At 57.2% G+C, this 22945-nt stretch carries 27 protein-coding genes and 1 pseudogene; 24 read left to right on the plus strand and 4 right to left on the minus strand.

Annotated features, from left to right (window positions below; all coding sequences use genetic code 11):
* Nucleotides 1–120 precede the first annotated feature (120 nt).
* Nucleotides 121–600 carry a hypothetical protein gene (locus tag RYC17_RS10495; protein WP_316902993.1) on the minus strand — a complete coding sequence of 160 codons (480 nt, stop codon included), beginning with the start codon at nt 598–600 and terminating at the stop codon, nt 121–123.
* Nucleotides 601–1044: 444 nt separating this feature from the next.
* Here RYC17_RS10495 and RYC17_RS10500 point away from each other — a divergent pair, with 444 nt between their 5' ends.
* From RYC17_RS10500 to RYC17_RS10565, 14 genes and pseudogenes are all read left to right on the plus strand, one after another.
* On the plus strand, nt 1045–1731 hold the full coding sequence (locus RYC17_RS10500) for a S24 family peptidase (protein ID WP_057404749.1): 687 nt from the start codon (nt 1045–1047) through the stop codon (nt 1729–1731).
* Between the two features lie 11 nt (nt 1732–1742).
* Complete coding sequence (locus RYC17_RS10505) at nt 1743–1982, plus strand: hypothetical protein (RefSeq protein WP_316902995.1); 240 nt, start codon at nt 1743–1745, stop codon at nt 1980–1982.
* A 272-nt stretch (nt 1983–2254) separates the two neighbouring features.
* Nucleotides 2255–2746 carry a hypothetical protein gene (locus RYC17_RS10510; protein WP_316902996.1) on the plus strand — a complete coding sequence of 164 codons (492 nt, stop codon included), beginning with the start codon at nt 2255–2257 and terminating at the stop codon, nt 2744–2746.
* Nucleotides 2747–3395: 649 nt separating this feature from the next.
* Nucleotides 3396–3797, plus strand: a complete 402-nt coding sequence (locus RYC17_RS10515; protein ID WP_316902998.1) for a helix-turn-helix transcriptional regulator — start codon at nt 3396–3398, stop codon at nt 3795–3797.
* 73 nt (nt 3798–3870) lie between these two features.
* Nucleotides 3871–4647, plus strand: a complete 777-nt coding sequence (locus RYC17_RS10520) for a hypothetical protein (RefSeq protein WP_316903000.1) — start codon at nt 3871–3873, stop codon at nt 4645–4647.
* 547 nt (nt 4648–5194) lie between these two features.
* On the plus strand, nt 5195–5533 hold the full coding sequence (locus RYC17_RS10525; RefSeq protein ID WP_316903002.1) for a hypothetical protein: 339 nt from the start codon (nt 5195–5197) through the stop codon (nt 5531–5533).
* A complete protein-coding gene (locus tag RYC17_RS10530; protein ID WP_316903004.1) occupies nt 5533–6123 on the plus strand; it encodes a hypothetical protein in 591 nt (196 codons plus the stop codon). Before RYC17_RS10525 ends, RYC17_RS10530 begins: the two co-directional genes overlap by 1 nt.
* Entirely contained in the window at nt 6120–6386 is a 267-nt protein-coding gene (locus RYC17_RS10535) for a hypothetical protein (RefSeq protein WP_122280938.1), read from the plus strand. The genes RYC17_RS10530 and RYC17_RS10535 overlap by 4 nt, the downstream gene beginning before the upstream one ends.
* Before the next feature lie 666 nt (nt 6387–7052).
* A complete protein-coding gene (locus RYC17_RS10540; RefSeq protein ID WP_316903007.1) occupies nt 7053–7658 on the plus strand; it encodes a hypothetical protein in 606 nt (201 codons plus the stop codon).
* 59 nt (nt 7659–7717) lie between these two features.
* Nucleotides 7718–9529, plus strand: coding sequence for a DNA cytosine methyltransferase (locus tag RYC17_RS10545; RefSeq protein ID WP_316903009.1), 1812 nt, complete (start codon nt 7718–7720; stop codon nt 9527–9529).
* Between the two features lie 15 nt (nt 9530–9544).
* Nucleotides 9545–10084, plus strand: a pseudogene (locus tag RYC17_RS10550) (hypothetical protein).
* Nucleotides 10081–10599: a hypothetical protein gene (locus RYC17_RS10555; protein ID WP_316903011.1), complete on the plus strand. Its 519-nt coding sequence runs from the start codon at nt 10081–10083 to the stop codon at nt 10597–10599. The pseudogene RYC17_RS10550 and the gene RYC17_RS10555 overlap by 4 nt, the downstream one beginning before the upstream one ends.
* Nucleotides 10600–10658: 59 nt before the next feature.
* Nucleotides 10659–11447 carry a hypothetical protein gene (locus RYC17_RS10560; protein ID WP_316903013.1) on the plus strand — a complete coding sequence of 263 codons (789 nt, stop codon included), beginning with the start codon at nt 10659–10661 and terminating at the stop codon, nt 11445–11447.
* Entirely contained in the window at nt 11444–12115 is a 672-nt protein-coding gene (locus RYC17_RS10565) for a hypothetical protein (RefSeq protein ID WP_316903015.1), read from the plus strand. The genes RYC17_RS10560 and RYC17_RS10565 overlap by 4 nt, the downstream gene beginning before the upstream one ends.
* A gap of 2 nt (nt 12116–12117) precedes the next feature.
* Here RYC17_RS10565 and RYC17_RS10570 read toward each other — a convergent pair whose 3' ends face one another.
* Nucleotides 12118–12330 (minus strand): hypothetical protein, encoded by a 213-nt coding sequence (locus RYC17_RS10570; protein ID WP_058417388.1) that lies wholly within the window; start codon nt 12328–12330, stop codon nt 12118–12120.
* A gap of 124 nt (nt 12331–12454) precedes the next feature.
* Here RYC17_RS10570 and RYC17_RS10575 point away from each other — a divergent pair, with 124 nt between their 5' ends.
* Genes RYC17_RS10575 through RYC17_RS10585 form a run of 3 tightly spaced genes read left to right on the plus strand, consistent with a single transcriptional unit; the run spans nt 12455 to nt 14315 of the window.
* A complete protein-coding gene (locus tag RYC17_RS10575; protein ID WP_316903019.1) occupies nt 12455–12952 on the plus strand; it encodes a hypothetical protein in 498 nt (165 codons plus the stop codon).
* A gap of 36 nt (nt 12953–12988) precedes the next feature.
* Nucleotides 12989–13231, plus strand: coding sequence for an excisionase (locus RYC17_RS10580; RefSeq protein WP_316903021.1), 243 nt, complete (start codon nt 12989–12991; stop codon nt 13229–13231).
* Nucleotides 13212–14315, plus strand: coding sequence for a phage integrase Arm DNA-binding domain-containing protein (locus tag RYC17_RS10585; protein ID WP_316903023.1), 1104 nt, complete (start codon nt 13212–13214; stop codon nt 14313–14315). The genes RYC17_RS10580 and RYC17_RS10585 overlap by 20 nt, the downstream gene beginning before the upstream one ends.
* Before the next feature lie 429 nt (nt 14316–14744).
* Here RYC17_RS10585 and RYC17_RS10590 read toward each other — a convergent pair whose 3' ends face one another.
* Nucleotides 14745–15527 (minus strand): hypothetical protein, encoded by a 783-nt coding sequence (locus tag RYC17_RS10590; RefSeq protein WP_316903025.1) that lies wholly within the window; start codon nt 15525–15527, stop codon nt 14745–14747.
* 587 nt (nt 15528–16114) lie between these two features.
* Between RYC17_RS10590 and RYC17_RS10595 the strand changes: the two genes are divergently transcribed.
* The 4 genes from RYC17_RS10595 to RYC17_RS10610 are packed head-to-tail and all read left to right on the plus strand — an operon-like array spanning nt 16115 to nt 19212.
* Nucleotides 16115–16462, plus strand: a complete 348-nt coding sequence (locus tag RYC17_RS10595) for an ArsC family reductase (protein WP_316903027.1) — start codon at nt 16115–16117, stop codon at nt 16460–16462.
* Between the two features lie 47 nt (nt 16463–16509).
* A complete protein-coding gene (gene dapD, locus RYC17_RS10600) occupies nt 16510–17544 on the plus strand; it encodes a 2,3,4,5-tetrahydropyridine-2,6-dicarboxylate N-succinyltransferase (RefSeq protein WP_002554736.1) in 1035 nt (344 codons plus the stop codon).
* Nucleotides 17545–17602: 58 nt separating this feature from the next.
* Nucleotides 17603–18808, plus strand: coding sequence for an aminotransferase class V-fold PLP-dependent enzyme (locus RYC17_RS10605; protein ID WP_057421386.1), 1206 nt, complete (start codon nt 17603–17605; stop codon nt 18806–18808).
* Nucleotides 18805–19212 carry a SufE family protein gene (locus tag RYC17_RS10610; protein WP_316903029.1) on the plus strand — a complete coding sequence of 136 codons (408 nt, stop codon included), beginning with the start codon at nt 18805–18807 and terminating at the stop codon, nt 19210–19212. Before RYC17_RS10605 ends, RYC17_RS10610 begins: the two co-directional genes overlap by 4 nt.
* On the opposite strand, the gene tcdA is transcribed toward RYC17_RS10610, so the two are convergent.
* Complete coding sequence (gene tcdA, locus RYC17_RS10615; RefSeq protein WP_122259214.1) at nt 19203–20033, minus strand: tRNA cyclic N6-threonylcarbamoyladenosine(37) synthase TcdA; 831 nt, start codon at nt 20031–20033, stop codon at nt 19203–19205. The genes RYC17_RS10610 and tcdA overlap by 10 nt on opposite strands.
* A gap of 412 nt (nt 20034–20445) precedes the next feature.
* Here tcdA and dapE point away from each other — a divergent pair, with 412 nt between their 5' ends.
* From dapE to RYC17_RS10630, 3 genes are read left to right on the plus strand one after another with little or no spacing between them, the layout of a single operon-like run.
* Nucleotides 20446–21597 carry a succinyl-diaminopimelate desuccinylase gene (gene dapE, locus RYC17_RS10620; RefSeq protein WP_058399647.1) on the plus strand — a complete coding sequence of 384 codons (1152 nt, stop codon included), beginning with the start codon at nt 20446–20448 and terminating at the stop codon, nt 21595–21597.
* Nucleotides 21597–22406: a putative RNA methyltransferase gene (locus RYC17_RS10625; RefSeq protein WP_058399646.1), complete on the plus strand. Its 810-nt coding sequence runs from the start codon at nt 21597–21599 to the stop codon at nt 22404–22406. The genes dapE and RYC17_RS10625 overlap by 1 nt, the downstream gene beginning before the upstream one ends.
* 19 nt (nt 22407–22425) lie before the next feature.
* The gene (locus tag RYC17_RS10630) at nt 22426–22803 is read left to right on the plus strand and encodes a hypothetical protein (RefSeq protein WP_058399645.1); all 378 of its coding nucleotides are present in this window, start codon (nt 22426–22428) and stop codon (nt 22801–22803) included.
* Nucleotides 22804–22945: the final 142 nt, after the last annotated feature.

Genomic DNA, 22945 nt, shown 5'->3' on the forward strand with positions numbered 1-22945 from the left:
AGTACCTTCGGCAAGCGCTCGGCGCTTACAAGCTGAAGTGTTTCGCAGAGCGACTGCGCTGCAGCCCGGAGGCCATCTGGAAACCGCTCGATCCGCTTGAAGCGCTGCGTCTTTACTTGATCAACAAGCATCACTGGCGCCTGGAGCACGTTCGCTTGATCGTCGATGACGAAGATTTTCTGTATCTGCTGCGTGAAGAGGTTCTGGCGCTAAAGCTGAGTCCTGCTGAAGCGGAGCCCGTATGGCAGTCTGCTCAGGGCTGGGGGACTTCTCGTGAGTTCGCTGCGCATTTTGCTCAGCCTGCTCTGTAGCTTGCCGAAAACATAAAATCGCAGAATCCCAAAAAGCTGCCTCGGACTTGTGCCAGGTGGCTTTTTCTTCGCGCGTGACATCCTCCGGCCAAAGCAGGATCGGAAGACGTCGGCCATCAAGCGCAGCGATGCCTGCGAGAATCTGGGTAGCGACCTGTGTTGTGGTACCAGTTGCCCGACTGCAGATCGCTTTCACCGCAATCTCGCGATCTCCAGCAGAAAGCTGAACTTTCTCGGCCTGCTCGCGGCGCTGCTCAGATGCATCGGTGTGGCTGTTGCTTTCGTTCATGTCTTACTCCGAGATTAGGTACTGGATGAATCAACAGCCCATCCGCTGTACTACCTGCCCTTCCCGCCTGAGCGGATAATTCAACTCACGCTGCTGGCATGTGTGGCTGATGAATTGGTTTAAGCGCTGATTTTTTAGCTTTGGCGCTGGATTGGGCCGAGCGGTTCTCGGTTTCCTCCTCCAAAGCCTTGAATACTTCTGGCCTGGCAACCCTTAGGAACATCATTCGTGCTCTAGGGATGCCGTGTTTCTTCCAGTCGCTCACGGATGGGGGGCGCACCTCGCACAACTCTGCTACGCGAAACGTCCCCCCGAGAGCTTCGATAATTACGCTCGCGTTCATGCCTGATCTCTCCGGCTATGGGTTCATAGCTGCGAATATTAGGCATGCCTTTTATTTTGGTCAATAGGAATACCTTAGATACGTGATGTTAGGCTCCCCTAATGAGTACATTTAAAGAACGCTTAAAGCTCGCCATGGCTGGGCCGCCAAAGATTTCGCAGGCGGCGCTTGCCCGCGCGTGCGGGGTAACGGCACCGTCGGTGAATGACTGGGTTTCCGGTAAAACGAAAACAATCGAGGGCCAAAACCTTCTTTTAGCTGCTGATTTCTTGCAGGTGTTGCCTTTGTGGCTTGCTACCGGAAAAGGGCGAATGCGAAAGACGGACGCTGCGGATGAGGATTCCAGCCAATTAAGTGGCGAGCAGTCCAACTTCGAGATGACTGCTCAGCCAGATCGGATGTACCGCTACCCGGTCGTGAGCACGGTTGCTGCCGGGGCCTGGTCGGAAGCGGTTGAGCCCGGTTTTTCAGATCGTTACGAGATTAGCGACTACAAAGCCAAAGGCCGAGCGTTCTGGCTTGAAGTGGCAGGCGATTCTATGACCGCCCCCTCAGGCATGAGCGTTCCAGAGGGAATGCTGATACTAGTGGACCCTGGCGTTGAAGCGAGGCCCGGCAAGCTGGTGGTTGCCAAGCTCCCCAGCAGCAACGAGGCGACCTTCAAGAAGCTGATAGATGATGCAGGCCAGCTCTATCTGAAACCACTCAATCCTGGATACTCGATGATCAAATGCACGGACGATTGCAAGATCATCGGCGTGGCTGTGCGGGTCACCGGTTTTTTGTAGGAGTACCAGTCATGGGATTGACGAAGCCAAATCAACAACTCGCACGCGACCTACAGGGCCTCGCCTCTGACTTGAAGTGGTCCGCCGTGGAGTTGCTGCGGATCGTTGAGCGATTGAGCCTGGCGGGTAACGAGCCTGATGCTCAGGCCATCCTGAAGATGATCATTCTGTTCCAGGCCGACGAGGACAAGCTGGCAGGGTATGTAGATGAGATTAGGGTAGGAAGGATTGTACGGGAACGATCTGAGTAGCCGGATCATCTGGCGCGGCGGAGATTTGTAAGACATTCGCTATAGATCGCGTAATCGTTTCACCATAGCTATTCACTATTCTAGCTATCAGCCGAAGTAATAGAGGAACCGCCCGGGAGCTTGAGCATCTGAGCTATAGTCAGATTGTCCGCGCCACGTTTTGTAAATTACGATTTCGTGGCGCGGAATTCATTTGACACACCGGTTCTGGTCATCATAATCGCGTGCCTAGCGCACTATTACGCTAGATATGATGCATAGGAGGAGATCTAATGCACATCATCACTCAAATTGATCGCATGGAGCGAATGAGTGACTACCTACGAGGTGAGGCGGTTCGCTCACTTGACCTGCTTCGCCAGATCGATGGCACCATCGAGGCGCTGGTGCTCATCCGTCGCCAGATGGATGGTTTCAACGAGCTGGTTGGAAGCCTGATCAAACAGGTCCACGCTCAAGCATCTGGCACATATACCGAAGATGAGCTGATTCCATCCTTGGAGCAGTCTCAGGATGTTCTCAAGCGGTTGCATGCCGATTTCGAGATGCGCCATAAATGTGCCAAGGACGCGCCGGAGCTTAAATCTGAGGATGGCGTAGAGGATGCCTACGGCGAGGTAATCGAATCATTGCTTCGCTACAGTGACTCCCTAGAAAGATTGAAATGGTCTGTCTTGGAGCACAACGCTGACATGGAAGGTCATCAAGAGCCACATTTGCTGACTACAGACAAAGACATTGATGACCTATTTGATAACCTGTGAATTTAATAATCAGATCGTTGGACGTGTCGAGCGGTAGATTCAAGAAAGCCTTAGGTAAGCTGCCAGACGAGATCAAGGCTCAGGCCAAGCAGGCTCTTAAAGATCTCAGACGGAATCCGCAGCCAGGCTACCTTAAGCTTGAGAAGCTGAACGGCTACAGCAGGCCGTCAATCTATACGATACATTTTACCGGTAACAACTCCCATAAAATGAGCTTTGAATTGAAATCCGACGTAGCAGTGATGAGAAACGTCGGGACGCACAAGCTTATCGACAGAACTCCATAAGCCCGGCCCAGCGCCGGGCTTTTTCGTTCCAGACCCAGCCTTTCCGATCTAAACAGGCCCGCCACTGAGCGGGTTTTTTTGTGGGCGCGTGAAAATAGTTAGGCATACCTATTGACTCATAAAGAAGGAATGCCTAATGTTCACCTATCGAGACGCGAGACTGCTCCGGCAGCCTTCCGAATCGGCCACAAGACTGGTGAAGCCGCCAGATAGCACGGGATCAGCGAAGTGATCTCCCAGCCCCGGAAAGCGGGACCGACTGGACGAAGCTCTTTACAGAGAACGGAATCACCTGTTGGACAGCATCACTGAAGCACCTGGCTTGCCGGGTGCTTTGGGATGACAACCACCGAGTAGACGTAATGGATACCACCATCGTATGCGGGGCATGGAGAGGCCACCTCGGCCGTGGTCTTGCGCCGCGAGAGTTGCAGTTTTTGTTGTCAGCGGCCCAGGGCTGCACCGCCAAGGAAATCGCCCGCACGTTCGGCATCGCGCCGGGCACGGTCGTCAAGCGGTTGTCGGTCGCAATGTTCAAGCTCGGCGTGAATCGCCAGACAGCGATGATCGCCGAAGCCATGCGCCGACAGATCATTTCCCCGCTCTGCCTGTTGTTCGTGTCGGTGATCGTTCTGCACGCGGTGCTGGGCGATGAATCGATGAGGCGAGAGCGCAGAGCCCCCGAGTCACGCCGGGGCGGGTACGAACAGAAGATCAGCCGTAAGGGCTCGGACAAGCTCCGGCCAGTGGCAGCGATCTGCTGAGAAAGAATTCGCTGGCTGACCTCGACGGCGAGGCCAGGCGGTAATCAAACAGAACCACACGGAGCAACGAGTCATGGGACAAACACTTGAGCAACTTCTGGCAGAACGTGTCAGCGCATACGCGGTATCTGATCGCCCTCGCCAGCTGATCGACGAAGGCATCGACAAGATGTTTAAAAGCGTCGTCGAGGATGCTTTCAGGTCCTACGGCACCATCAGTGAGTCGATCAAAGCCGCTGTAAAAGAAGCGTTCCCGGCAAATGTCACCGACGTGTTCGAGCTTCAACGCTACAACGCGTTGATAGCAAATGCATTGCGTGAACGCTGGGAGGCTGCCTGTATGGAGTCGGCGATCATGAAACAGGCCGATGCATCTATCACTGAGGTGTTGACCGGTGAAGGCCTTCTCACTGGTGAGATTTCGCTGAAAGAGCTGCTAGAAGCGTTCATTGATGAGCACAAAAATGAAGCTGCTGAAGAGCAGTGGAGCGCTCCAGAGATTCGCATTATTGAGGACGACAGCCGTTCTCGAAAATTCTACAGAATCCACTTCGACCCGCAGCCCGAAGGTAGCAACCGTTACAGCTTTAGCAACGAACGACGCAATGATTACAGCTTGAAGCACAGCCTGCATGTGATGGTTGAGGGTGAGCGAGAAACCGGCGACCGCTGGAGGCCTAAAGTCGAATTCGGCGAGGTATACAGCGCCAAGATCGACGACAAGAAGATCGCGGTGACGATGAATCTCCGTACGAAATGGGAACGAATCCTTGCTTCGCTTTATTTTGGCAATGCCGTCCTGTTGATCGATTGCGAGGAAAGCGATTTCTCCTACGGTTTCGACGACTGAGCAACAGCTACACGTCAGCCTGACGAAAACTGCCCGATCCCTGTCATAGCGCCAGGCTGCATCGGAGTGTGATCTGAAATCGGATCGGAGTGCACGTTTAAGTCGCGCCGAAACCCTGAGTGTCCGGAAAGGCAGATCACACCCCGATGCGGAATAGTTCAAACCGTTAAATCGGCCCCCTGCATCAACGCAACAAAGCAGATGAATGCGCAGGCTGATGCGCAAGTGGATTTACAGCGTGGCCGGTAATTGTGCCGGACCTGCTGGGTGTGAGGGTGAAAGCCCCGGAGTTATTGACCAAACCCATGCCGGGATCAGCTCCGGCCATCTGCAGCAACCGGCGAATAGCTCAACCCGCATTGCGCAGGGTCAGCGCCAACCTGGTATTGGCGAGCTACCTTGATCTGGCACAAGCGCCGTGACAGCCGGGAAAGACCGGCACCCTCCCCTAAATCAAACGACCGCATCGGCAGGTGCCAGGCCAGTCTCACGGCTGGGTTTGGTCACCCGCGCCTGTCATCTGACCAATGCGGTCAAGGAGCCTCATATGCACCAGACAATCAGCCAACGTCGTGCAATCCTCGAAGGCCTGCGCCAGCGCTGCAACCTTTCCACTGCCGAGTTTTACGACAAGGTCGGCCGCAAGAACCCGGCAGCTCTGCCGCGCTTCACGGTCGTGCCGAACGGCAATAACGAGTTCGGTATCGTCGAGCGCTCGAGCGGTACTGTGCGCGGCGTGCTTCGTGGCCACAGCGCGGCTTGCAGGGCCGCTGAGCAGATGGAAGCCCAGCCAGTGCGCCAGCCGTCTTTCGCGTCGTACATGCTGCGCTGGACTGCCGCCATCGCCACAGGCCTGGCTCTGTTCGCGCTCTACGGTGCAAGCTGATGATCAGTCCAGAGCTGAGCACGATTCAGCGCAACAAAGACCGGTCCGCCGCCCTTGAGGCTGAGGTGGCGGAATTTCTCAAGAGTGGCGGCGTGATCGCCACGCTGCAGGGTTTCGCATACAAGCCCAGGCCATACGGACGCATGGGGCCGGCAGCAACGCCTGCGCCGCGCCAGCGGACCAAGGAAGCGATGCGCGCAGCAGCTCCACCGCCCTCTGAGACGAATCTACCACGCGGCCACGTCAGCGATGAGGTGGTAGCGCAGATCCGCCACATGGCACAGACAACCACGATCACCGATGTGAGCCGTAACACCGGGGTCAGCCACCACATGCTGCGTAAGATCGCCGCCGAGCACCGGTTCGAGTACAAGCGCTTCGATCCAAGCCCATACCTATCGCGTGTGAAGGTCGAGCGTATAGACCCAGTCGAGGATGCGTTGAACGTTCTGCGCATCAAGGAAGCTAGGAACCGCGGCCTCTCTCGGTACGCCGCCAAGAACCTGATCGGCATCAGCAGCACGCTGATGGAACGACTCATCGCAGACTTCAACATCGATTACCCGGTGAACAGGATCTATCGAAAGTGAAGCGCACGCCAAAGACACAGGCGCAGCACTCCAAGGACTACCGGGATCGCAAGAAAGCTGAGGCTGAACGACTCGGGATTGAGAAGGTAACCATCAGCCTGGCGTCCGGCGTGAAAGCCGGCATGTCAGCCGCGATGAAGCGCAACGGAATCAACAGCCCGCAGGAAGCTTGGCAGAACCTGGGGCTGTACTTCATGCGCGCCAGCCAAGCCGAGCAAGATCGAATGCTTGGAACTGACGCGTCAGATTTAGCAGAGAACTAACGAAATCAACTACCCTCAGTACATTTTAACTCTCCGGTGGAGCCCCGAAAGTAATCAAGCCAAGTGATGTTGGGCCTGATTGTATTGTGAGAATGGATGCAAGTTTCTCTCCGGCGGATGGATCGGCTTTCCTAAAGCTCTGGACCCAATCATCCACAGCCTCACATACATCCCCACAAAAGGTAGCCACATCAAGCTGCATTAGGCTTCCGAACTTGTTCAGATGACAACCATGAACAGTGAAGTGAAAATTTGTTAAAGCGTTTCTTACTTTTTGAGCCGACTGACCTACTATATCAGGCATTCCATTATGCAATAACGCACACCTCAAAGCGTAACAATCATGCCCAGAAAGGAAAACAGTAGAGACTTTATCTGGTCCTAGTGGGTGAGTGTACTTTTTGGACAAGTTAGAATCGAACCAATCGGCATACCTTGCGCAGCTTGTCTTTCCATCTACAGATATAAGGCTCGCGCATACATCTGGCAGGGTTAACGAAAGGTAAAGTGCTGAGTACCAGTTTTTTTCTTTTATCGCCGACCTGACAGCAGTTGTAAATCTTTCCATGATTTTAAAATCCGCAGATATAGATCATCACTAATACCCTACCCCAAACAAATTTGCCACCACCGGACACGGAGGGCGGCGCATGCATGGAGATTGCCATGAAGATCGAAAAAAGCACCGTCACCAAACTGGTGATCTCGGACGTGCCGCGCCTTGATCCAATAACCGTTTTCCTTGAAGACTTCGGCCGCCGTGACTGCCCAATTGAAGGCAACCCCGACTACCAGACAGCTCAGGGAAAAATCACCATCAGCTGCTGGGGCAAGAGCTGGACCGCCTACTGGGGGGGAATGGGGCCGCGCACTGTGGCCCAGTTCGTGACGAATTGCGATTCAGGTTACGTTCTCAACTGCCTGAGCCGCGGGCTAGACAGCGCACGGTTCAGCGGTAATGCGCTCAAGAAGCTGGCCGCCAAATGTGTGATCGAGCGCCGCCGCCATCGGAATATGCACACATGGGAGTGCGGCTCGCTGGATGCGGAGGACGCACGAAGGCTTTGGGACCGTATCGAAGACCTGAGTGGAATAGAAACCCAAAACGATTGCTGGCATCACAGTGAATTGCTAACGGCTCTGTTCGGTGATGAGTGGCATTACCCGGTCGGCGAGCGCGCCGTGGAGAGCAACCACGAATACGACTACCTGCTGCGCATTGTTGAAGCCGTTCAACAAGCACTTGCCGAACCAGTCGCCAAGGCCGCCTAACCCCACCCTCACCTATTGCGCTGAACGCCTCGGCGGGCGGGCGGCTGTCTGGAGTATTTATGTTCGATGACCAGCGATATCCGCCGCTGACGTACGGAAGCGTATGCAGCGGCATCGAGGCCGCAACAGCGGCTTGGCACCCGCTGGGCATGGAACCGGTGTGGTTCGCCGAGATTGAACCCTTCCCCAGCGCCGTGCTGGCCCACCACTACCCTCGCACGCCGAACCTTGGCGACATGACCAAGCTCGGGGCTCTGGTCTTGGCCGGCAAGATCAAAGCGCCGGACGTGCTTGTAGGCGGGACGCCGTGCCAGGCGTTCAGTGTCGCCGGCATGAGACAGGGCATGCTCGACCCGCGCGGCGCTCTAACCATCAAATATGTGGAGCTTGCAGATGCAGTTGACTATGTTCGAACCAGTCGAAACCAACCCGAAAGCATCATTGTCTGGGAGAACGTCCCCGGTGTCCTTTCCGACAAAGGCAACGCCTTCGGATGCTTTCTTGGCGCGCTTGCTGGGGAAGACTGCGAGCTGCAGCCTCCAGGGAAACGGTGGCAGGACGCTGGTTGTGTGTATGGACCCAAAAGAACAATCGCGTGGCGGATCTTGGACGCCCAATATTTCGGCCTGGCCCAACGACGCCGCCGTGTGTTCCTTGTCGCAAGTGCTCGAGCAGACTTCGATCCCACCGCGGTACTTTTTGAGCGCGAAGGCGTGCGCCGGGATACTGCGCCGCGCCGAGGCGAGGGGCAAGACGTTACCGGAACAGCTCCTTTCGGCCCTGCACTCCAGTGCGGATGCGGACATGTGTTCAGCGAAGAGCTAGGCCATTACGGCTGCCCGAACTGCGAAGGCGATGAGGGGCCAGCGGTGAGTATGTTCGGCGGCATCCCAGCATTCGGCGGGCACAGCTTGTCCGGATCGGTTGAGCGAGCGGCAACGCTTACAGCCAAGGACACACGCATGGACATGGAAAGTGAGACGTTTTTCGTTCAGCCGTCTCATGACGTTACCGGCACGCTCAGTTCCAGATCTACCGGCGGCGGAGGACTGGGCACAGACTTCGATCTTGCGGGCGGCCTTCAAGTTGTTGGAGCTCTTACCAGCCACGCGTTCAGCGGCGGTGCCGGTGGCAGACCAGATGGCGCAGCGTGCGGCCACTTCCTTGCAGTCGCGGGTACGCTTCAAGCCAACGGGAAAGCTGCTGGCAGTGCCACGCAGCAGGACGCGGAGTCTGGTCTGTTGGTTGTGCAGGCTGGTACAGCATTCATTGCGGACGACTACAAGGAAGGCACTTTTCTTGAGTCAGAGACTTCCCGGCCGATCACGACCAGCGCAGACAGATCGCGAGCGGCACCGATAGTGGTCACAGCATTCAGCTGCAAGGATCACGGCGCCGACGTTGGCCATATTACTCCGACGCTGCGCGCAATGGGACACGGCGCCAGCCATCCAAATGCAGGCGGCCAGGTTGCGGTGGCGATCACCCAGTTTGGGGATCGCGCCGGCACACTCACAGCGCGCCATGATTCCAGCCCATGCGCCGACCTTGGCATGAATGTGGTTTCGGTCGCGCTGCGCGGCAGGGACGGCGGTGCGACTGCTGAGATTGGCGATGACATCGGCAACGCATTGCGAGCATCCAGTGGCGGCGGCGACAAGGCGCACGCGCTGGTCAACTCATCAGTGCGCAGGCTTACGCCGCGGGAATGTGAGCGCCTGCAGGGTTTCCCCGACGATTACACACTCATCCCCTGGCGTGGCAGGGTTCGGGGTCTATGCCCGGACGGCCCCCGCTACAAAGCGATCGGCAACAGCAAGGCCGTGCCAGTCGTGCGCTGGATCGGCATGCGGATACAACAGCAGCTCTAAACCTTAGGAATTCCCATGATCAATCTCTTCTGGCGACTGCTCGCCAAGCTACTCGCACGCCCGGCAATCGCTGCCTGACTCATCACCCGCGCCAAGCGCACCCCATACCTGCACATACGGTCAGCTGATGGCCAAGAGGTGTACATGGGCCGCTGGTGGCTGTTCAACGCCTACGACCGGGAAACCCACCTCGGGCGCATACGCTGGTGCCCTTGGTCGATTCGAATTCACCACATCATGAGGCCCGACGCCGACCGGGACCTGCACGACCATCCTTGGGACGCGCGCACGGTGATCCTTCGTGGCTGGTACACGGAACAGCGGCTGCTTGATGCAGGCCTTCCATCAGGCACAGCCATAGAGCTCACCGGGTACATCGACCGGAAGCCGGGTAACACCGCACGGCTCAACCACGGCGAATACCACCGCATCGACGAAGTGTCGCCCGGCGGCGTGTACACGCTCTTCATCACTAGCCGCTGGAAAGGCGACTGGGGCTTTCTGGTCAACGGCGTGAAGGTCGCTTGGCGTGAATACACAGGGGAAAGATTATGAGCAAGCAATTGAAGTGCTGGAGCTGCAAGGCAGTGTTCACTCTTTCCGAGCATGGCAACTGCGACGGATGCTGCTGGAAGTGCGGCGTCGAGATAGATCTGGATGAGATGGATATTCACCCAGCCGATCAGCAGGGCGAGCCGGTGCTGTCAATTAAACGCTACGAGCGTGACGCAGTTTCCGGCCACTGCGACGTAGAAATCGCGTTACCTGATCACAAAACCATTCACCACGACCACGGCCCAAACCTCGCGGAAGCTGTTGCGAGACTTGCTTATCGAATCGCCAAGTTTCACAAGCTCATTGCGCCGACTCTTGCTTCACACGCCCAGCCCGCCACGGCGAAGGTGGGCGAGAGGGCACAGTTCGAAAAGTGGTTCTTGGAAAACGTCGAACCTGATGAAGGTCTCACGCTGGAGCGAAGCGCTGCACGGCCTGAACAATATGAGCTGGACGAAACGGCTCAGCTTTACAGAGGCTGGCAGGCCCGCGCCAAGCTGAACACCCCGCAGTAACCACCCCCTCTCAATCAATTCAATGTCAGCCGCGTGTGCGGTATGGCGGAGATATGCCAATGGAACTTGAAACCATAACCAGTGAGGCCCAGCTGTGCGCGGTCTTCATGATGGAGTTCAACAGCCTGCCGGGCTGGACCTGTCATCCCGAGGCCGCAGGGTTTGACGTGCTTGTCGTCCATGAGGACGGCCGCCAAATCGGCGTCGAAGCAAAGCTGGCTCTGAACGCCAAAGTAGCTGACCAGATACTGCCCTCGCTGGGTGACGAATTTTACGGCCGGCCCGGTCCAGATCACCGCCTCGTCATTGTCAGCAAGATCACCGACGCCAGCGAAGGTATCAAGAAGATGCTGGAGCACTTGGGCATCCGGGTATTGGTTGCAAGCAAATACTCCAGGGTTAAAGGTTGCTCCCACGGCTTCAGCATTGACTCGGAGCTGTTCTGGCCAGAGAAGACGCTCCCGCGCTGGGGCTACTCCAACCGGATGTTCGACTGGTGGCCCGAAGCGCGCTGCAAGGTGCCGTCAGTTGTGGAAACCCTGCCTGCCGGTGTGCCCTCGCCGATCCGACTTACCCCATGGAAAGAGTCGGCTCTTCGCGTAATTGCGCAGATGCGGCTTCAAGGCTTCATCACTGCAAAGCAAATTGCATCCTTCGGAATTGGCGTGACGGTCTGGACTCAGGCACCCGGAAGTAAACCGGCATGGCTGACCAGGGGCACCTCACGCGGGCAGTGGCTGGAAACGGAACATATGCCGGCTTTCGACAAACAGCACCCCGACGCCTATGCGCTGGCAGTGTTTGAAATCACCTCGAAAGCTGACGCCCCACTGGAGTTATTGTCATGACGAACCAAACCAAAGAACGCCCCATCCTGTTCAGCGCGCCGATGGTGCGCGCCATCCTGTCCGGCCAGAAGACAGTCACGCGGCGCGAGGTGAAGAAGCCAGCCGCGCTGGATTGTCTGGCTGCAGGTTTCGAGCCTGCCTTTCTGGCACTGCCTGGCAACGCCGACCTATGTCCATACGGCAGGGTCGGCGACCGGCTATGGGTGCGAGAGACGTGGTACTGCGATCACTTCCAAGTGCTACGCGGGCCATACCTGAAGCCAGACGATCTGGATGTTGTTGAGGCGCGTGAGGACGGATCACTGGTCTACGCCGCCGATGGCCTTGCACCCTATGAGACGGAGCAGCCAGTCTGGAAACCTAGCATTCACATGCCGCGCTGGGCAAGCCGCACCCTGCTGGAGATCACCGACGTGCGAGTTGAGCGCTTGCAAGCGGGTGACGGGGAAACAGCGTTCGAAAGCCGCTACGTTGCCGAGGGTATTAACAGAATCCATCACGGCGATGGCGAGTACGCGTTTCACCCTTTCAAAAACGAACCAGGCCCAGGCAACTGGATCGATCCTTTCGACGCGTGGCATGAGTTGTGGGTATCGATCAATGGCGCAGACTCCTGGAACGCAAACCCGTGGGTCTGGGTAGTCGAGTTCAAGCGGGGGACGCCGTGACCCTACCGCACCATAAAGATCAGCTCTCCCCTGTCAGTCATCGCCATGCCGTACTTGAGCCGGCCCAGGTACTGCTCGTGCATTGAGTAGACCCGGTCATCGATGATTCTGAATATGAGCGTCCTCCCCGACCATATGTTGCCGTCAGCGCCGCGCCTACCCAGCTTGGCGTTATACGGCCCGTAAACCTCGTTCGTGGCTGTGGTGCATTCCATGACCTCTCCTTGGCGCTGCGCCAGCTCCTGCTGGCTGCGTGGACCATAGCAGTGATCGGTAGCACCTGCCGGATATCCCCTTCCCATTTACAGCCTGCCGGTGATCGGCGGGCGAGGCGTCTCTATGGCTAGTCCAAAGCATCACACGCGTGAAGCAATAATCAACGCCCTGCCTGACATTGCTGTGCAGCTCCCACTCGACTGTGAGCTGGTTGTGATAGCTGTCCGCCCAGGCAGCGACGACTTCGACCTGGTCCTGCCTTCTCCGGAAGCGAACCTGAACAACGCTCTTGATGCTCTCCGCCGAAACGGCCTGAGCATTGACGGAGACAACTCGTACAAACGCGATCTTCTGGATGCGGCAGTGGGCGCGATGGGGTTTGGCTTTCAAGGCACAAATCCACCGCCTCCCGGCCACTGGGGTCAGCGATTCTATGACCTTGGACGCGCAGAGGCTGAACTTCGCGAAGAGCTGGTCGCAGCACTCAAGCTCAACCGCGAAAACCTGCGGGCATGCCAAGCGACCATCCACCTTTGCGGCGGCTTCGATCTCGCCTACGTCAAAAATGCACAGGTTGCCATGAAAGTGGCTGACGACGTGCTAAGCAAGACGCCTCAATAACCCCTACCGCCGCCCAGCGCGGCCCGGAGCAATATCATGAGCAAAGTTACCCTCGACGAGTGGGCGGCCGAACAGTTCCGGACGCCGCCCAGCCGGAACACCCTGCGCAAGTGGGCTCGCGAAGGCCGAATAGCGCCAGCACCCGTGAAGCATGGCCGGAGCTACTATGTAGAAGCCGAGGCGCAATACAGTGAGCCTGAAAAACCTGTTGTCCGTATTTCGGGCGGCAGCCTTATAAGCCGAATAGAGAGTGCACGCAATGGTTCCAAGGCCGCGTAACGCCGGGTCAAAAGACCTACCACCTAACCTATACCGCAAAACCGACAAGCGTAACGGGCACACCTACTACACATACAGGGACCCCATCACCGGGCGCATGTTCGGGCTTGGCAAGGACAAAGATTCGGCAATACGCGAGGCAATCGCAGCAAACTTTGCAGAAGTATCAAGGCCGACTCTGGGCGAGCGAGTGAGCGCGCCCACAGCTATTAAGTCACGCCTATTCACTGAATGGCTTGAAGAGTACCGATCCATATACGCGGAGCGCGGTCTTTCTGTGTCGAGCAACAAAAATGTCGGGATGCGAATTAAACGGATTGATATGGAGTTCGGACAGAAAGATATCAGGGCAATAACCACTATTGATGTAGCAGGTTATTTAACGAGGATGGCGAAGGAAGGTAAGGCGCAGATGTCGCGGGCCATGCGTTCACTCTTGCGGGATACCTTCATGGAAGCAATGGCAGCAGGTTGGACGGACGTCAACCCGGTGGAGGTTACGAAAGCGGCGCGAGTTGTGGTCAAGCGTGAGCGCCTGACGCTGGAACTGTGGAAAGCCATCCACGAAGAGGCTAAGCAGCCTTGGCTGAAGCGAGCCATGGAGTTGGCAGTGTTGACTGGGCAGCGTCGCGATGATCTGGCGTCCATGCTATTTAAGGATGACCGGGACGGATTCCTGCACGTGGTCCAGTCAAAGACCGGGGCAAGGTTGCGCATCAGTACGAGCCTCAGGCTCGAATGCCTTGACCTCGACTTGGCGGCGATCATAAAACAGTGCCGTGACAGGGTTTTATCGCAGCACCTTATTCACCACAGCCGAACTATCAGTCGAGCGAAAGCTGGGATGCCGATCGTGCTGGATACCCTCAGCAAAGAGTTTTCTGCTGCAAGAGATAGAGCTGCAGTGACCCTCGGTATTGACCTCGGTAAAACGCCACCAACGTTCCATGAAATGCGCTCACTTGCAGCCAGGCTGCACGCGGCAGAGGGACGGGATCCTCAAGTTCTACTTGGTCACCGGTCGGCCAAAATGACCGACTTGTATCGAGATTCTAGGGGCGCAGAGTGGATTGACGTTGCTTAATTCACGCAGCCTTTACCAGAGCTTCTAATTCCTCGACTATTAGAATGCACTCCATACAACGCTGGTAATGCGAGTCAGCGTCAATCTGGAGAATCACTGCATCTAGGTCATAGTCAGCCTTGCGTCGGTTTCCAACTAAGGCCTTTAAAATATATCCGACACGCTTACGTTTTCGACGCACAGCCTGATCAGAAGACATGTCTTCCATGTAATAGGCTCGCAGATTCTCGTGACAATGCCCCGATCTGTCAGAAACCGGAGGAATGTTCACCTTATCAGCATAAGCGAGAGAGCTATGATAAAGCCCGTAGTAAGCGCGTGAAATTGAATTCCGCAGTTTACTTTCTGTAGACGGCGCAAAGTGAAGCAGTTCACTAGCATCCGTGCAAAAATCCGCGTACGTAACCGGCATTATTTAATTCCCTGTAATCACGCAGCGTCTTCGGCAGCGCTCGAGTGAAAACTAACGATGTTATACACAAGCTTATCCCAACAAGTAAGCGCGTCACAGTCGATAATAAGCTCAACTACTCTATTATTAACCTTAACAAGATCGGAAGCACACTTAGCTTCAACTGCAAGCTCTACATAAATATGTGCAACGCTATCAAAATTGCTGAGTTGCTCAAACATATGCTTAGCATTATAACCAAACTCGCTCATCGCTTGTTCGACCAATGCTCCTGCAATTTTAAACTCATGCTCAGGCACGCCAACAACTTCAAGATGATGTCGAATCGAGTTTATAGTGCTCACGAAATCAATCTCCGAAATATTGAACTCCGGGTTAGCCCTATGAAAGCGAGACACTAGTGCCTCATATCTCTCAAAATCCCCAGTGAACGCCATCAGCTGCAGGGCACATTCAACGTAAACCGGATTAGCCGGATCCATATCTGCGGCCCTGAGGTAAAGAGTCAAAGACTCAGTCGAGTGTCCTAGTCTCTTCATCGAAACCGCATAATTCACTATCTCGACCAGAGACGATGAAATCTTGAGCGACTTCTCGTGAAATTCCTTGCTACGGGGGTATTCACCCAGAATCGAGCTGAGCATGCCAGTGAGCATGTAGGACTCACCGGCCCTCTTTTGCTTCAAAAGATCGATTTGGCGCTGAAGGGATTTAACCTCAAATGGGGTGACCACATCCTGCCGGGACAGCAGGTTGATTTTTTCGGTGATTTCCGACGACTTCGTCTCGGGAACAGACATTTCTTCTCCTGATGTGGCTTTCCGTGCCCATCGCTGACCTGACTATAGCTATCAGAACACAAGCGATGTGAAAAATTTCTTTCCTAGGGAACGCAACGAGCCACCTAGGAAAGAAATCTTACTGAGCCTGACAAGCCAGGCGGGACGTTAGGCTTCCCAATCAAGCGCTTACGCTTGGCCTGCAGGATCAGGGCTTGAGCAAATTAGCTACTTATTAGCCCATCCTCTGGGCCGCCCGGGCGCAAGACTATCAAATCAACCGACTGTTGAGCAGTGGCGCAAGTCGCAAAAAATGATTATTTATCTGTGGAATCGAGCTTTTTTCTATTAACCGCCTCCTGTGAGCCACGTAACCTGCTTGTAAAATAAGGTGTTTTAGGGGCGCGACCTATGTGTCTAACTCAACATGAAATCTTCGAGTAGGTATGTAAAGTTTGCACGGAGGTACCAAAGCGACCGCTGTAGCAGAGCACCATTTGTCTGACAGATCAGACGCGCTTGGCGGCTTGACGTGGCATAATCGAGAGCTGAATTTTGGGGAGGTATTGGGGGAGTTTTGGGGAAGACCCGACACCTCATATGATTCAATGGCTTACACTCTATTTGGCATCAAAGCCTGCGACACCATGAAGAAGGCCCGCACCTGGCTCGACGATAATTCCGTGAGCTACGATTTTCATGACTACAAGACACAGGGCATCGACCGGGAACACCTCGCGCAGTGGTGCAATGAACACGGCTGGCAGGTCGTGCTGAACCGCGCAGGTACTACCTTTCGCAAGCTCGATGACGGACAAAAGGCCGATCTCGATCAAGCGAAAGCCATAGAACTGATGCTCGCGCAGCCGTCCATGATCAAGCGTCCGGTGCTTGATCTGGGCAATAAAACCCTGATCGGCTTCAAGCCCGACCTGTATGCAGCGGCTTTACAGTAAGCCAGAGCGCTACTGAAAGCCCCTTGATAAAGCCAAGAGGTATTTACATGTCCACTACCCTGTTCAGCCTGGCCTTCGGCGTCGGCACTCAAAATCGTCAAGGCTCATGGCTCGAAGTATTTTACGCTCAGCCGCTGATCAATCCTTCCGTAGAACTGGTCGCGGCCATCGCGCCTGTTCTGGGTTACACCAACGGCAATCAGGCAATCACCTTCAATGTCGACCTGGCATACAAGCTGGCCGAGGCGGTCAAATCCGTGGACGCGACCCAGGCCGCGCTGCTGACTCGTCTGGCGGAAAGCCAGAAGCCGCTGGTTGCCACCCTGCTGGCTGAAGACGCAACCCTGACGTCGACTCCAGAGGCTTACCTCAAGCTGCACCTGCTGTCGCATCGCCTGGTCAAGCCACACGGCCTGAACCTGGCAGGTATCTTCCCGTTGCTGCCAAACGTAGCCTGGACCAGCCAGGGCGCGGTCGACCTCGCCGAACTGGCCGAACGTCAGCTTGAAGCACGCCTTAAAGGCGAACTGCTGGAAGTGTTCTCGGTCGACAAATTCCCGAAAATGACCGACTACGTCGTACCGAGCGGCGTTCGTATCGCTGACAGTGCTCGCGTACGTCTGGGCGCTTACATCGGCGAAGGCACCACCGTCATGCACGAAGGCTTCGTCAACTTCAATGGCGGCACCGAAGGCCCGGGCATGATCGAAGGCCGCGTTTCTGCAGGCGTATTCGTCGGCAAGGGCTCTGATCTGGGTGGCGGCTGCTCGACCATGGGCACGTTGTCGGGTGGCGGCAACATCATCATCAAGGTTGGCGAAGGCTGCCTGATCGGTGCCAACGCCGGCATCGGCATCCCGCTGGGTGATCGCAATACCGTGGAATCGGGTCTGTATGTGACCGCCGGTACCAAGGTCGCGCTGCTCGATGAAAACAACGAACTGGTCAAGATCGTCAAGGCACGCGAGCTGGCAGGTCAGAACGACCTGTTGTTCCGTCGCAACTCGCAGACCGGCGCAGTGGAATGCAAAACCCACAAGTCGGCCATCGAGCTGAACGAAGCACTGCACGCTCACAACTGATGCTGTGTGCGGGTTCAAGGCTGCGGCCTTGACCCCGCCTCCACACGCTGGACGAACAATGCCCCTCATTTCTCCCTGGCGTGGCGACTTCCCCGCTATCGCCGCCCTGCAACGGCAAGGCCAGACCTATCTGGACAACGCCGCCACCACGCAAAAACCCCAGGCGCTGATCGATGCCCTGACTCATTACTACGTCAACGGTGCCGCCAACGTGCATCGTGCCCAGCATCTGCCGGGCGCACACGCCACCCAGGCGTTCGAAGCCAGCCGTGGCAAGGCCGCGCACTGGTTGAATGCCGGCGAGAGCGGACAAATCATCTTTACCCACGGGGCCACTTCTGCGCTCAACCTGCTGGCCTATGGGCTGGAACATAGTTTCACTGCGGGCGACGAGATCGCCATCAGCGCACTGGAACATCACGCCAACCTGCTGCCGTGGCAGCAACTGGCTCAGCGCCGCGGCCTGAAACTGGTGATACTGCCACTCGATCCCGATGGCGTGATCGACTGCCATGCTGCGGCCAGCCTGATCGGCCCTCGCACGCGTCTGCTCGCAGTCAGTCAGTTGTCCAACGTGCTCGGCACCTGGCAGCCGCTCGCCCGCCTTATCGCACTGGCGAAGGCGCAAGGTGCGCTCACGGTGGTGGACGGATCACAAGGTGTGGTGCATGGACGCCATGATGTACAAGCACTGGGCTGCGACTTTTATGTATTTTCCAGCCACAAGCTTTATGGCCCTGAAGGGCTTGGTGTGCTGTACGGACGCAACGACGCGCTACCGAGCCTGACGCACTGGCAGTTCGGCGGCGAGATGGTACTGACCGCCGATTATCAACACGCGAAATTTCGCCCGGCACCGCTGGGCTTTGAAGCGGGCACCCCGCCCATCGCCAGCGTGATCGGTTTGGGCGCTACACTGGCTTACCTGGAAAGCCTTGATCATCAGGCGGTCGCGGAACACGAAGCAAATCTGCACCGGCGCCTGCTTGAAGGCCTGCAAAGGCGTGAAGGTATTCAGGTATTAGGCTCTCCGGACCTGGCACTGGCCAGTTTCGTCGTGGACGGCATACACAACGCCGATCTGGCTCATCTGCTGACCGAACAGGGTATTGCCGTGCGCGCTGGTCGTCACTGCGCGATGCCACTGTTCGATACGCTCGGCCTGCCCAGCGCAATTCGTGTTTCGCTGGCGCTCTACAATGATTCAGATGACTTGCTGCGGTTTTTCAGCGCACTGGATCAGGCACTGGAGCTGCTTCGATGAGCCTTCCCGCATTGGCGCAGACCGCGCTCGACAGTTTTTCCCAGCCACAGAGCTGGGAACAGCGCGCACGCCTGCTCATGCAATGGGGGGATCGCCTCCCCTCGTTGAGCGACGAAGAAAAGACGGGCGACAATCTGGTACACGGCTGCGAAAGCAAGGTCTGGCTGACCGGCGAAGTCAGCGCAGGTGCCTGGCTGTTCCGGGCCAGCAGCGACGCCCGGCTGATTCGCGGTCTGGTGGCGCTGCTGCTGGCCCGCGTTAACGGTCTGTCGGCCCCGGAGCTGGAAGCCGTGGACTTGCCTGACTGGTTCAGTCAGTTAGGCCTTGGTCGCCAGCTCTCGCCGTCACGCAGCAACGGCCTGAATGCCGTACTGCAAAAGATGCGCCAGCTGACTCAAGCCTGATCGGGCGTTGCAACCGCTGGCTTGACCCGCTCCGAAGGCCGTCGCGCACCTGCAACCAGCTTGTCCACTGCACGCGTGGCGGCGACCATGCCGAACGTGGCAGTGACCATCATCACCGCGCCGAAGCCGCCTGCACAGTCGAGCTTTACGCCCTCACCGACGAACTTCTTTTCCAGGCAAATGCTGCCATCAGGCTTGGGGTAGCGAAGTTGCTCGCTGGAAAACACGCAAGGCACGCTGTAGTGGCGGTTCGGTGTGCGTGAAAAGCCATAGTCGCGACGCAAGGTGGAACGGACCTTGGAAGCCAGCGGGTCGTTGAACGTGCGGTTCAGGTCGGCGATCTGAATCAGGGTCGGATCGATCTGCCCACCGGCCCCACCGGTGGTAATCATCTGGATCTTGCGCCGTTTGCACCACGAAATCAGTGCTGCCTTGGCGTTGACGCTGTCGATACAGTCGATCACGAAATCCATGTCCGGGGTGATGCACTCAGCCATCGTATCGCGGGTCACGAAATCAGACACCGCATGCACGATGCAATCAGGATTGATCGCGCGAATCCGCTCGGCCATCACTTCGACCTTCTGGCGACCGACCGTGCTGTCCAGTGCATGCAATTGGCGGTTGCTGTTGCTGACACAGACGTCGTCCATGTCAAACAGCGAAATCTCGCCGACGCCACTGCGCGCCATGGCTTCGGCCGCCCACGAGCCCACGCCGCCGATACCGACCACCGCCACATGAGCCGCGCGCAGGCGCGCCAGCCCTTCAATGCCGTACAAACGGGCGATGCCAGCGAAACGTGGATCTTCTGCGCTCATGATCAATACCTCAAAAACCGGCGCGCATTATAGGGGGTTGTCGGGGGTTAAGGCACCCGGCTTGTCGCCCCGTCGAAATCAGGGCTGACGGGGCAAAAACTATCTCGGGCCTCTCATATAACCCTTTCGCTCCGCACAAAGCCTCTACAAACATATTTGTCCGAGCAGCGAGCAAATAAGAGACGAGACGTCAGGTCCGGGCCTGAGATTCTGGATAGCCATGCTGTTCGCACAATTAATCCCTTATCTGGCAGCCATCATTATTGCCGTCCTGTCTGCTCGCACGACCCGCCCTCCCCTGTCGACTGCTTGACCTATCCACAGCGCACAATAAACGACGGCCCCAGGTCGTCGTTTTGCTTTAAGATATCCGCCTTTTCGCGCCCAAAGTCTTGCTACCGGAGTTCTGTACATGACTGCCCCTACCGACCTGTCGCCCACCCTTCAACTTGCCTGCGATCTGATCCGCCGCCCGTCAGTGACGCCGGTCGATGCCGACTGTCAGGCAGTGATGATGCAACGCCTGGGCAATGCCGGCTTCAAGCTGGAGCCCATGCGTATCGAAGACGTCGATAACTTCTGGGCCACACACGGCACTACCGACGGCCCGGTACTGTGCTTCGCAGGTCATACGGACGTGGTCCCTACCGGCCCGGTTGAGAACTGGCAGAACGACCCGTTCGATGCGTTGATCGACGAGCACGGCATGCTCTGCGGACGCGGTGCAGCGGACATGAAAGGCAGCCTGGCAGCCATGCTCGTGGCCGCCGAGCGCTTTGTAGCCGATCACCCGAATCACAAGGGTTCGGTGGCATTCCTGATCACCAGTGACGAAGAAGGCCCGGCGCACCACGGCACCAAGGCTGTCGTCGAACGTCTGGCAGCGCGCAAGGAGCGTCTGGACTGGTGCATCGTCGGCGAACCTTCGAGCACCACGCTGGTGGGCGATGTGGTCAAGAACGGGCGTCGTGGCTCGCTGGGCGCCACCCTCACCGTGCGCGGCAAACAGGGCCATGTGGCTTACCCGCATCTGGCGAAGAACCCTATTCACCTAGCAATGCCGGCACTTGCCGAACTCGCCGCAGAGCACTGGGACCACGGTAACGATTTCTTCCCGCCGACCAGCTTCCAGATCTCCAACCTGAACGCCGGCACGGGTGCAACCAACGTCATCCCGGGCGATCTTGTAGCGGTTTTCAACTTCCGCTTTTCGACCGAGTCGACCGTCGAAGGCTTGCAGCAGCGTGTCGCCGCCATCCTCGACAAGCATGAGCTGGACTGGCATGTGAACTGGGCGCTGTCCGGCCTGCCGTTCCTGACCGAGCCGGGCGCATTGCTGGATGCCGTGTCGTCCAGCATCAAAAGCGTCACGGGCCGCGACACCAAAGCCTCGACCAGCGGCGGAACCTCCGACGGCCGATTCATCGCAACCCTGGGTACGCAAGTGGTTGAGCTGGGCCCGGTCAACGCGACGATTCACCAGGTCAACGAGCGGATTCTGGCCAGCGACCTCGATGTGCTGACCGAGATCTACTACCAGACCCTGGTCAAGTTGCTCGCCTGATGCTGACCTGCCCGATCTGCTCTGCGCCGCTCAGTACCGCCGACAACGGCGTGGTATGTCCGGCCAACCACCGCTTCGACCGTGCACGTCAGGGGTATCTGAACCTGTTGCCGGTGCAGCACAAGAACAGCCGCGACCCTGGCGACAATCAGGCCATGGTCGAGGCGCGACGCGACTTTCTCAACGCCGGGCACTACGCTCCGGTAGCCCGGCGTCTGGCTGAACTGGCCGCCGAGCGATCCCCCGCGCATTGGTTGGACATCGGCTGTGGCGAAGGTTATTACACCGCGCAGATTGCCGAAGCCTTGCCTCATGCCGATGGCTATGCGCTGGACATCTCCCGTGAAGCGGTCAAGCGCGCCTGCCGTCGTGACCCGACGCTGACCTGGGTGGTCGCCAGCATGGCGCGTGTGCCACTTCCGGATGCCAGTTGCCAGTTTCTGGCCAGTGTGTTCAGCCCGCTGGACTGGCTTGAAGCCAAACGCTTGCTGACGCCAGGCGGCGGACTGATGAGGGTTGGTCCGACCAGCGAACATCTCATGGAGCTGCGTCAGCAGCTTTACGATGAGGTCCGCGATTATGCCGACGACAAGCACCTGTCTCTGGTGCCACCCGGCATGCAGTTGCAACACAGCGAAACCCTGCGCTATACGCTGAAGCTTATCGACGGCCAGTCCCGTGCCGATCTGCTGGCCATGACGCCTCACGGGTGGCGCGCCAGCGCCGAGCGCCGGACTGCCGTCATCGAGCAATCAGGACCTTTCAAGGTCACCGTTTCCATGCGCTACGATTATTTCGTGCTGCAATAAGCATTCAACAGAGGCACCCATGCGCCAACCCGATATCGAGATTTACCTGAAAGACGAAGACGTCGACCACAAGGCTATCGCCCAATGGCTGAGCGTCGCCCTGGGCCCGTGCAGTGACTGGAGCCAGAAAGGCCAGACCTGGAAGTGCAAGGCCGGCAATGTGACCGTAACCTGGCTGCCCAGAGCAGTCGGCAAATGGAACAGTCTGCATCTGGACAGCGATCAGACCCCGTGGGAAGACGACATCGCCTGCGCCCGTGCGGCATTCAAAGCCTTGAACGTCGAAGTGCGCTGCGCACCCGGCACCTGGGTTGAAGAAGAAAGCGACGAGACTGCCGACCGCTGGATACGCGTGAGTGCCGACGGCGAGGAAGAAATCACCTGGCGCACTTCGTAAGCCTTTCGCAGCGACGGTATCAGGATGTGCCGTCGCGGCTCTCGAAGGTGGCCGCTCAGTCTTTACTCTTCTACAAACACCAGGCTTTTTGCCGATCGCTTCGGGATACGTCACACTGACGCCCATCTCGGGCAGTCGCCCG

The sequence above is a fragment of the Pseudomonas syringae group sp. J248-6 genome (genome assembly GCF_032586995.1).
GTDB lineage: Bacteria > Pseudomonadota > Gammaproteobacteria > Pseudomonadales > Pseudomonadaceae > Aquipseudomonas > Aquipseudomonas amygdali.